Raw genomic sequence first — 10,228 nt, 5'->3', positions numbered from 1 at the left:
TTGAAGTTGGAGAGATTGAGGGAAGTTAAATTCTGGCAGTCCCTAAACATTTCACTCATGTTTTGCACGTTCTCCGTATTGAAGTTGGAGAGATTGAGGGAAGTTAAACTTGAGCAGCCAGAAAACATTTCACTCATGTTTTGCACGTTCTCCGTCTTGAAGTTGGAGAGATTGAGGGTAGTTAAATTATAGCAGCCATAAAACATTTTCCACATGTCTTGCACGTTCTTCGTATTGAAGTTGGAGAGATTGAGGGATGTTAAATTCTGGCAGCCATAAAACATTCCACTCATGTTTTGCACGTTCTCCGTCTTGAAGTTGGAGAGATTGAGGGAGGTTAAACTCTGGCAGCCATGAAACATTCCACTCATGTTTTGCACGTTCTCCGCATTGAAGTTGGAGAGATTGAGGGAAGTTAAACTTGAGCAGCCCAAAAACATTGAACGCATGTCTTTCACGTTCTCCGCATTGAAGTTAGAGAGATCGAGGGAAGTTAAACTTGAGCAGCCTAAAAACATTCCGCTCATCGTAGTGACTTTAGATGTATTGAGATTTGTCAATCCTTCTATTTTCTTCAGTTTTATTAAATTACGAAACCAAATCTCAGTGCTTTGGGGAAGATAGTTCTTGAACGAAGCGTCGAAGACAGCGGTAGTAACTTGGTACTCTGGCCTAGTCCACGTTCCAGACCAAGCAGGGTATGTATTTCCGAAGTCGCTCTTCCTCGTCTCCTCAATTCCCCACACAGTGCCCGTGCGGGAGGATTTCTGATCGTCGTAGTAAAACGTTAGCGTTTTCTTGTCGCTGCTTTTCACAACGTAGGCTTCCTTCTCCTGTGCTTGAGCGGACTGCGGAAGGAGCAACAAGGCCATGAACCATGCGAGGAACACAGCACAGAAATGCTTGAGTAAATGTTTCTTCATAATTATTTTCTTCCCCTTTTTGTCTCCTCGTCGTCTTTCTACTTTTTAGGAGTGCCGTATCGGGAAGTTGGGTAGGTTGAAATGAATAATGTTTGTATTGTTTAGATTACACTGTGTCCGCCTTCCAACTCTTTAGAAAGCAAAGCGGCAAGCATTTTTGTATTAAAAGTTATACATCTGCAAATATAAAGAAACTTTTAAATAATACAAAAAAATACATATTTTCCTTCATTAAGGCAGTGTACAGGCGAGCGTCGCACTGACAGCGTTGAGGGAGAAACTCCACACGAGCCGCAGTGGGTGCTGTGCGACGCTTCCTGCGTCGGAGGTTTGTGTCGTTGCCCATCCACGGGTTCACCCTTCGGGCATCACCCGCGGTTAAGCATGGTGTGTCCCCGCTGGGGACAGTGGGTGAGCACGAGGGATACTCAGCTCAATTCCATCCCTGCGTATCGTCTATGCTCTTGCGGATACTCTCGTTCTCTACTTCGCCGATCGTCACTCTCTCACATTCTCTATGGTATGTATGCTTTTGTGGATACCCTCACTGCACCTCCTCCGCATCCGCATCTACACAGAGCCGCCTCCGGCGGAGGCGCACCATGCTTAACCGCGGGTGATACCCGAACGATAGTGAGGGCGAACCCGTGGAGAAGTGGACAGACAACAGCACTACCTTCCGACACCGGCGGTGTCGCACTGACAGCGTTGAGGGAGTATTCTTCCTCTCTCCTTCTAAGAAAATACTCGATTTTGTTGTCACGCGTTGTTACACTCATAACAGATATGTTTTCAATTAGTTATATGCAAAGTGTGACGACGTGACGACGTGACAACAGAAAATAAAGACAAGGAGAAGGGAGGTGGGTGCTGTGCGACGCCGCCGGCGTCGGAGGGTAAGGGCTGTTATCTATCCACGGGTTCTCCCTTCGGGCATCACCCGCGGTTACGCATGGTGTGTCCCCGCCGGGGACAGTGGGTGAGCACGCTATATCGCAGAGGAGAGTAAACGCTATAAGCGGGCGGGCGGATAGAATAAGGGCGTGAGCTGACACAATAAGGGTGTGAGCTGATAGGCTTATTGTATCTGAAAACGCAATAAGGGTGTTGACGATTACGCAGATTCTCCTTGTGCTTTCCCTCTAAGAGTCTTCAAAAAAAGGCTTGGTGGGGAAACCTTGTTGAAATGTGAGATGGGTAGGTAATCAATGGAAAAGTTGCTTAATGCGCGAATATTCTTTTTTGTGTGTTGTTTTTTATGTTGAGGCCAGTAAAAACTTCCTCATCGTTCACTACTTGTTTTGTCAAAAGAAAACGTAAAGGATTGTTTTCTTTATCGGAATCGGGTCTTAAATAATTCTGACTTACCGACCATCCGAGTTTTCCAAAAAAATTAAACAAGTCGATAGTTGAGTTGAATATTTTTTTGCTCCCGTCCTCGTTGATGATGTAGCCGCTCTTTTCTGTGCCAGCATCTACTACAGCTGCTACTTTCTGTGAGAATAAAGCGACACGATAAACGGCAACTTCGCAATATGCTGCGTGAGTGGTTTGTGCAGTTACGTTGAGGCTTGTAAGAGTAATAATAAGTAGTAATAAAAGTTTTCGCATAATAGAAAGTTATTTTGTTACTGATATTTGTTATCTGTAGAATTTAGTTGACTTATGAATTAGACGCCTTTTATTCTAATGTTTACAAAAATAAAGATTTAATAGAAATAAAACGAGAACGGCATTAAAAGAAATGATGACAGGAGATATATTGCCTGTTTCGTACTCTTTTTATTTGCCTGCCTTTTGCACTTTTTTGCCTGCTTCCTATTGTAATTTGCCTGTTTCTTACCTTAAAATAATACGAAAAAGCGACTTAATGCGTAAAACATTAAGTCGCTTGAAGTGTTGATAATGTGCGGAAAGGATAGGATTCGAACCTACGAAACCCTTTAGGGGTTTACACGCTTTCCAGGCGTGCCTCTTCAACCACTCGAGCACCTTTCCTTGTGCGGTTGAGCAAAGACTTCTGCTGAAATCCGGGTGCAAAAGTACGCGAATACGATTGAAGTACCAAATTTTTGCAGAAGTTTTTTAAGGAAAGGGCTTGTTCTGGACTACTGGAAGAGCGTGATGCTATCGCGTTGCGCAGCAGGAGTTGTCCAGTTTTCCGGAACGAATTTCCACTGGTTGAGAGCCTTGGGAGCGATGTCTTTTTGTTGACGAATTTCTTGCATGAGATAGTAGCGCAAATCTTTGTCCGTGCTCCAAACAATGCGTTTAACAAGCTGTTCGCGTGGGATGCCTGCTCCCTCTGTCATAAGGCCGCCACCACCGTTGCCGCGATAGCTGTTAACGGCTACACGATAGGTCTGCTTCAGATCAAACGGTTCGCCCGTTGCTAAACTCTTGATGGTGATTTTCTGTCCGCGAGGCTTGGTAACATCCACTTCGTAGAGGATTCCCGCAGCACTGTCGAAGTTGTAGCTCGGTGTGCGCAGGCGCTGCCAGCTTTCGGGAGAATTGATGGTGCGGTCGTTGAAGAGCAGTAAATGGTCTGAAGGAGAGGTCATCTGCTGTGTCCAACCAGCATAGCTATATTCAAGGAAGTCTTTAATCTCTTGCCCCGTGAGCTGCATAACGTAGAGCATATTCTCAAACTTGTAGAGATTGAACATGTCGCTGACGCGGATTGTACCAACAGGGATGCGGGCATCGAAACTAAGCGGTGCAACAAAAGAGATCTGAGCTCCCGTGATTTTAAGCTGTAGCTGATGGATGAAATCCACAAATGCTGATGGGCCGAAGAAGGCGGGGCGAGTGGTGAGTTCGGTGGCGTTGTGGCCAATGGCCTCTTGCGTGAATTTCTTTACGGCATCTATCTGCGGTTGGAAATGGGCGAGCATTTCGGGATTCACTTCCCATTGGTCGATGTCTTCCAAATGGCCAGTGGCGCTCTTGACGCTTACTCTTTTCCCATTCTTTTCCACAACGAGGTCAGCTACTGCTACGAAATGGGCATTAGCACCCGTGTTGAGAACAAGGACACTGTCGCCATTGACATTGGCAATTTTGCGATTGGCCTTGCGGTGGTCGTGACCACAAAGGATGAGATCGAAGCCCGGAACTTGTTGTGCCACTTGCAGAGAGGCGTTCTCGTTCTTTGTGCCTGTGGCGTTTTCGCGACCCACACCACTGTGGAAGAGTCCGATAACTACGTCGGCTTGGCGGCGCATTTCGGGCATATATTTACGGGCTACTTCCACCATGTCGTCAAAGCGCATTCCCGACCAAAGGTTTTCGGGGAGCCAGTTGGGGATGCCCGTGGTGAGCAAACCTAAAACGGCAAAGCGCACACCGTCTTTCTTGATGATGGTGTAGGGACGCCAGTAGGGTTGGCCCGTGCTGGTGCGAATGATGTTTGCTCCCAGCATCGGCATACGGCATTCTTTCGTCCAGCGGTCATAAACAGCGTGACCTGCCTCAATGTCGTGATTGCCCACAGTGGCTGCATCATACTGCATATAGTTGAGCACTGAAGCGCAAGCGTGTTGGCTCACAGTGTCCATGAAGTTGTAATAGTAAGCGGAGGGTTGTCCTTGCAGAATATCGCCCGCATCGAGGAGCAATACGTGCTGCGGCTTCATGAGTTGTCGCTGTGCTTTTACGAACGAGTAGGCACGTATGAGCGAGCCTTCGCCCGGCTGCTGGTTGAGATAATCGTAGGGGAAATAATTACCATGAACATCGGTGGTTTCAAGAATCTTGAAACGAATTTCGCGCGGTTTGGCCGAAAGCGTGGTAGCAGTCAGCGCGAAAAGGAGAAGAAGAAAATGTTTCATATTGTTAGTCTTATTATTAATTTTCTTAGTGAAAAGGCAGAAGATAACTATTTTTTGACTGTTTATTTACCTTTTCTGATATAGTCGACAAAATCGAACGGTACGGCGTTGCGCTCATCGGCATCGTGATGTTCTCTACTGATTTCTTGCCATTGCGTAGCATCGAATTCGGGAAAGAATACATCCGCTTCGGCAGGAATGGCCTGCACTTCTGTCAGGCAAAGGCGCTGAGCAAGGGGAAAGGCTTCGGCATAAACGGATGCGCCGCCAATGATGTAAACGTCCTCATCAGCTTGGCAAGCGTTCAGAGCTGCTTGGAGTGAGGGGAACACTTCCGCTCCAGGGAGTTGGAGTGAAGCATTGCGACTCAAAACAATGTTGCGGCGATTGGGTAAAGCTCCTTTCGGCAGTGAATTGAAAGTGCGCCGCCCCATAATGATGGTGTGCCCCGTGGTAAGAGACTTGAAGCGTTTCAAGTCGGCACTGAGATGAAACAGCAGATTGTTATGATAGCCGATACCTCGATTCTGGGCAACGGCACAGATAATGGTGAGCATATATATAAGGAATCAGTAAGGAGCTAAAAAGCGAGGGAGAAAGGAGGATGAAAGCTGATTTCAGACCGATACATCCGCCTTTATATGTGGCCAAGGATCGTAGTTTTCCAGTTCGAAATCTTCAAAGTGGAAGTTGAAAATGTTCTTTACTTCGGGATTCAGTTTCATAGTTGGGAGAGGGCGCGGAGTTCGCGTGAGTTGCAAGCGCGCTTGTTCCAGATGGTTGAGATAGAGATGCGTGTCGCCCATAGTGTGAACGAAGTCGCCCGCGCGGAGTCCGCACACTTGCGCCATCATCTGCAAGAGGAGTGCATAGGAAGCAATGTTGAACGGTACTCCCAAGAACGTATCGGCTGAACGCTGATAGAGCTGGAGCGACAGACGACCATCAGCCACATAGAACTGAAAGAGCATGTGGCAGGGAGGTAAGGCCATATCCGCCACCTCGGCCACATTCCAAGCTGAAACAACGATGCGGCGCGAATCAGGGTTGTTGCGAATCAGTTCAACCGCTTGTTTGATTTGGTCAATAGTGCCGCCGTGGTAGTCGGGCCAAGAACGCCACTGATGGCCGTAGACGGGGCCCAGCTCACCGTTCTCGTCGGCCCATTCGTTCCAAATGCGCACGCCGTGGTCCTGCAAATACTTCACGTTCGTACTGCCCTGCAAGAACCAAAGCAGTTCGTAGATGATGGATTTCAGATGTAGTTTCTTCGTGGTGAGGAGCGGAAAACCTTTCTCTAAATTGAAACGCATCTGATGGCCGAAGATACTCTTTGTCCCCGTACCAGTGCGGTCTGTCTTCTCAACGCCGTTGTCGAGAATCTCTTGGAGCAAGTTGAGATATTGTCTCATTGTTTGATTTTTTTCGGCTGCAAAAGTACCAAAAAAAGACTAACTTTGCTGGCGAAGAAAGAATTAAGTAGCAGCAAAACCTTTGATATGACAACCACAGAAAAGATAGCATTGCCTGCGGATTTTGTCTCAGAAATGACAAACCTGCTGGGAACTGACGAAGCCCTTCAACTCTTTGAGGGGCTTGAAACGCCTTGCCCTACGAGTGTTCGCTGCAATGAAGCAAAGGGGTACGACACCGACGGAGAGCCTGTGGCGTGGTGCCGAACAGGGCGATACCTCAGTGAGCGCCCACAATTCACGCTCGATCCTTTGCTCCATGCAGGTTGCTACTATGTGCAAGAAGCTGCATCCATGTTTGTGGAGCAGGCTTTCAAAGCAATGGGCGAGTGTCCGCAACGTTTGCTAGACCTCTGTGCTTCGCCAGGAGGGAAGAGTACGCTTTGGCGCTCGCTTCTGCCCGATGGCGCATTACTCGTTGCCAACGAACCGCTGCGGCAGCGAGCAATGGTGTTGGCGGAGAACTTAGCAAAATGGGGACAACCGGACGTGGTGGTTAGTAATGCCTATCCTGCCGATTTCGCTCCGCTGACGGGCTTCTTCGATGTTATTGCTGCGGACGTGCCCTGCTCTGGCGAAGGAATGTTTCGTAAGGATATGGGAGCGCGCAACGAATGGTCGGTGGAGAATGTTAGGAAATGTGCCGAATTGCAACGTAGTATCATTGCCGATGTTTGGCCTGCGCTCCGACAAGGCGGTTATCTTGTTTATAGCACCTGTACTTTTAATCGTTTTGAGGATGAAGACAACGTGTCTTATATATGTGATGAATTGGGCGCAGAACCGATTCATCTGGATGTGCCTGAAGAATGGAACGTGAAGGGAGATACCACCGGACGAGGGCTTCCTGTTTATCATTTTCTCCCTGGGAAGAGTCGCGGTGAGGGCTTCTTCTTAGCTTTGCTCCGCAAGACGAGCGCGACTGAAGCAGGTGGCAACCGAAAGCACAAGAAAGGTGTGCGCGAACAGCCGTTGAGAAATGCGAGCAAACTGAGTGGTTGGTTGCAGAACGAAGCTGACTATAAATTCTATGCGCCCGATGAATTGCACGTGGCAGCTGTTCGTAAGTCGCTCTATGAGGATGTGCAGCGTCTCCGCAATCAGCTGAAAACAGTCTGGGCGGGCATTTTACTGGCTGAAGCAAAGGGGCAAAAATGGGTACCACAGCAGGAGCTGGTGCTCTCGCAAGCCCTCGCTCCCGAAGCCTTTCCGCGCATAGAGCTCTCGCTCGATGAGGCCCTTGCATATTTGCGCCGCGATGCTATCACAGTGGATGCTCCGCGCGGGTATGTTATTGTGACCTACCAGGGACGTCCTCTCGGTTTTGTGAACAATCTCGGTGCGCGTGCCAATAATCTCTATCCGCCCGAGTGGCGCATCCGTAAACAGTTACCTTAGTCGCAACCTTTTCTTTGTCTTATGAATCAACGCACAAGACCTTTCGTTTCACCTCTTTATTACGCATAAAAACACCTTCTTTTTTCATATCAGAAAAAGAAGGAGAAGAATCTCCATTATGAAGTATTTGGAATATACCTTTAACATCTCTCCCAATTCCGGCGATATGCAGGACATTTTGGGGGCTGTATTGGCCGATGCAGGCTTCGACTCTTTTGTAAAAGACGAAGAAGGCAAAGAACCACTAAAAGCTTACGTCAAGAAAGACGAGTTTAGCAAGGAACGCCTCAAAGAAGTTTTGGCCAACTTCCCGCTGCCGGCAGAAATTTCTTATGAAGGGCACGAGGCCGAGGATAAGGATTGGAATGCAGAATGGGAAGCCAATTTCTTTGAGCCACTCAATATCGATAACCGTTGTGTGATTTCTGCTCCTTTCCATAAGGACGTGCCAACGGTTGAATACAACGTAAAAATTAATCCTCGAATGTCGTTCGGTTCGGGCCATCACGAGACCACTTCGCAAATGATACGCGAGATTCTCAACAATCCTATGGAGGGGCGTACCGTACTCGATATGGGATGCGGTACGAGTTTGCTCGCCATCTTGGCAAGTATGCGCGGCGCGGCAACCCTTACAGCTATCGACAACGATGAGTGGTGCGTGCTTAACTCAAAGGAGAATTTTGAACTCAACCACATTTCAAATATTAACGTGCTTCTGGGCGATGCTTCTCTTCTGCCACAAGTAGGCCCCTTTGATGTAATTTTGGCCAACATTCATCTGAATATCATTTTGGCAGATATGGAGAAGTACGTTTCACGTCTGAATGTTGGCGGTCTGCTCTTTGTGAGTGGGTTCTATTATGACGATCTTCCCCGCATAAAGGCTGAAGCCGAACGCTTAGGACTGATCTTCGATCATGCAGGACAAGAGCGCAATTGGTGTTGTGCTGCTTTCCGAAAACCGTAATAAAAACTAAAAGCCAGTGCAAAGAATAGCACTGGCTTTTAGTTTTTTCTTTTCTTACCTCTTTTTTATTCAGCACTAAATGCCGCTGATGTGTTCACATCTCAAAGCCATCGACACGTTTACATGACGTGCCAAATGGGCAGAGCAGGGTAGGGCGCGCTAACACTGATGAGCTTATGACTCACAGGGTGTTCGAACTCAATGTGTGCTGCGTGCAGACAAATTGAGCCATCGGGATTAGAGCGCGGTGCTCCATATTTGAGATCGCCTTTGATGGGGCAACCGATAGCTGCCAGTTGGCAGCGAATCTGATGGTGGCGCCCCGTGTGGAGATTCACTTCCACGAGCGTATAACGATCGCTTTGTCCAATCACCTTATAGTCCAGCACTGCGCGTTTGCTCCCAGCCACTTCCTTCTCATGGGCGTAAGCTTTGTTCTGCTTTTCGTTGCGCGTAAGGTAGTGCACGAGTTCTGCTTCGGGCAGTTTGGGGCAGTTGCCCACTATGGCATGATATGTCTTTTTGACTTCACTCTTTCGAAACATATCGTTGAGGCGTGTCAGTGCCTTACTTGTGCGGGCAAACACACAAATACCGCTCACGGGGCGGTCCAAACGGTGAGGAATACCCAAGAATACCGCGCCGGGTTTGGCATATTTCTCTTTGATATAAGCTTTAACCTCATCGCAGAGGGTGCGGTCGCCCGTTTTGTCGCCCTGCACAATTTCGCCTGCAGCTTTGTTGACTATGATGATATGGTTGTCCTCGTAAAGTATATTCATGCTTTCAGAAACTAAAAAGACGAATCCTTCGGGGATTTTTAAGCATCTCCGCTGGATTCGTCTTATCCTATTGGTGTGAAATTACATATTCATGCCGCCATCGACCTGAATAACCTGGCCGCTGACATAGCTTGACATTTCGCTTGCCAAGAATGTTGCCACATTGGCAATATCTTCGGTCTGACCGCCGCGGCGAAGTGGAATTTTGGTCATCCAATCCTTGCGAACATCATCAGGAAGTGCTGCTGTCATAGCTGTTTCAATGAAGCCTGGCGCAATGGCGTTGGCGCGAATGCCCTTGGGGCCGTACTCTTGGCCGATGGATTTTGCCAAAGCAATAAGGCCTGCCTTGGAAGCTGCATAGTTAGCCTGACCTGCATTACCATGAACGCCTACTACAGAAGCCATATTGATGATTGAGCCCTGGCGCTGACGCAGCATGATGGGCACAACAGCGTGGCAGAAGTTGAAAGCACTCTTTAGGTTCACTGCCAATACAGCGTCCCATTGAGCTTCTGTCATGCGGATGAGCAAACCGTCCTTGGTGATACCTGCATTGTTCACCAGCACGTCAATGCTGCCGAAATCTGCCTTAACAGTTTCCACTACGGTCTGGGTTTCTTCAAAATTGGCCGCGTTGCTAGCGTAAGCCTTACACTTCACACCCTTAGCTTCCACCTCGCGGATGGTTTCTTGAGCGTCTTCGTTGATAACGAGGTCTGTGAATGCGATGTTTGCTCCTTCTGCAGCGAAGCGCAGAGCAATGGCTTTGCCAATACCGCGGGCTGCACCCGTGACTAAGGCTGTCTTACCAGTTAAAAGTCCCATAATTTTTATTTATGTTTTAGTT

General features: G+C 48.1%; 9 protein-coding genes and 1 tRNA gene. 2 read left to right on the top strand and 8 right to left on the bottom strand.

Annotation, left to right across the window (positions count from 1 at the left end; translation table 11 throughout):
- The 6 genes from ABLA33_RS04390 to ABLA33_RS04365 form a co-directional block, all read right to left on the bottom strand.
- Positions 1-923 (bottom strand): BspA family leucine-rich repeat surface protein (locus ABLA33_RS04390; RefSeq protein ID WP_347719383.1); only part of this gene is annotated, 923 nt, incomplete at its 3' end.
- A 1,221-nt stretch (positions 924-2,144) separates the two neighbouring features.
- Entirely contained in the window at positions 2,145-2,534 is a 390-nt protein-coding gene (locus ABLA33_RS04385; protein ID WP_347719382.1) for a hypothetical protein, read from the bottom strand.
- A gap of 299 nt (positions 2,535-2,833) precedes the next feature.
- Positions 2,834-2,921: transfer RNA gene (locus ABLA33_RS04380), tRNA-Ser, on the bottom strand.
- Positions 2,922-3,031: 110 nt separating this feature from the next.
- A complete protein-coding gene (locus tag ABLA33_RS04375) occupies positions 3,032-4,756 on the bottom strand; it encodes a bifunctional metallophosphatase/5'-nucleotidase (RefSeq protein WP_347719381.1) in 1,725 nt (574 codons plus the stop codon).
- Between the two features lie 62 nt (positions 4,757-4,818).
- Positions 4,819-5,313, bottom strand: coding sequence for a dihydrofolate reductase (locus tag ABLA33_RS04370; protein WP_347719380.1), 495 nt, complete (start codon positions 5,311-5,313; stop codon positions 4,819-4,821).
- Between the two features lie 60 nt (positions 5,314-5,373).
- Positions 5,374-6,168, bottom strand: a complete 795-nt coding sequence (locus ABLA33_RS04365; RefSeq protein WP_347719379.1) for a thymidylate synthase — start codon at positions 6,166-6,168, stop codon at positions 5,374-5,376.
- Between the two features lie 87 nt (positions 6,169-6,255).
- Here ABLA33_RS04365 and ABLA33_RS04360 point away from each other — a divergent pair, with 87 nt between their 5' ends.
- The gene (locus ABLA33_RS04360) at positions 6,256-7,626 is read left to right on the top strand and encodes an rRNA cytosine-C5-methyltransferase (RefSeq protein WP_347719378.1); all 1,371 of its coding nucleotides are present in this window, start codon (positions 6,256-6,258) and stop codon (positions 7,624-7,626) included.
- Positions 7,627-7,744: 118 nt separating this feature from the next.
- Entirely contained in the window at positions 7,745-8,596 is an 852-nt protein-coding gene (gene prmA / locus ABLA33_RS04355; RefSeq protein ID WP_347719377.1) for a 50S ribosomal protein L11 methyltransferase, read from the top strand.
- 119 nt (positions 8,597-8,715) lie between these two features.
- On the opposite strand, the gene ABLA33_RS04350 is transcribed toward prmA, so the two are convergent.
- On the bottom strand, positions 8,716-9,378 hold the full coding sequence (locus tag ABLA33_RS04350) for an RNA pseudouridine synthase (RefSeq protein ID WP_347719376.1): 663 nt from the start codon (positions 9,376-9,378) through the stop codon (positions 8,716-8,718).
- Between the two features lie 81 nt (positions 9,379-9,459).
- On the bottom strand, positions 9,460-10,206 hold the full coding sequence (gene fabG, locus ABLA33_RS04345; protein ID WP_311490194.1) for a 3-oxoacyl-[acyl-carrier-protein] reductase: 747 nt from the start codon (positions 10,204-10,206) through the stop codon (positions 9,460-9,462).
- Between the last annotated feature and the right edge of the window lie 22 nt (positions 10,207-10,228).

The sequence above is a fragment of the uncultured Alloprevotella sp. genome (genome assembly GCF_963536905.1).
Lineage (GTDB): Bacteria > Bacteroidota > Bacteroidia > Bacteroidales > Bacteroidaceae > Alloprevotella.
The sequence above is the reverse complement of the archived record's forward strand: the minus strand, read 5'-3'. Positions and strand labels throughout refer to the sequence as shown.

Coding starts and splice junctions, on each gene's coding strand:
- ABLA33_RS04350 (WP_347719376.1), bottom strand. CDS start 9,378: ATGAATATACTTTACGAGGACAACCATATCATCATAGTCAACAAAGCT.
- prmA (WP_347719377.1), top strand. CDS start 7,745: ATGAAGTATTTGGAATATACCTTTAACATCTCTCCCAATTCCGGCGAT.
- ABLA33_RS04360 (WP_347719378.1), top strand. CDS start 6,256: ATGACAACCACAGAAAAGATAGCATTGCCTGCGGATTTTGTCTCAGAA.
- fabG (WP_311490194.1), bottom strand. CDS start 10,206: ATGGGACTTTTAACTGGTAAGACAGCCTTAGTCACGGGTGCAGCCCGC.
- ABLA33_RS04375 (WP_347719381.1), bottom strand. CDS start 4,756: ATGAAACATTTTCTTCTTCTCCTTTTCGCGCTGACTGCTACCACGCTT.
- ABLA33_RS04385 (WP_347719382.1), bottom strand. CDS start 2,534: ATGCGAAAACTTTTATTACTACTTATTATTACTCTTACAAGCCTCAAC.
- ABLA33_RS04370 (WP_347719380.1), bottom strand. CDS start 5,313: ATGCTCACCATTATCTGTGCCGTTGCCCAGAATCGAGGTATCGGCTAT.
- ABLA33_RS04365 (WP_347719379.1), bottom strand. CDS start 6,168: ATGAGACAATATCTCAACTTGCTCCAAGAGATTCTCGACAACGGCGTT.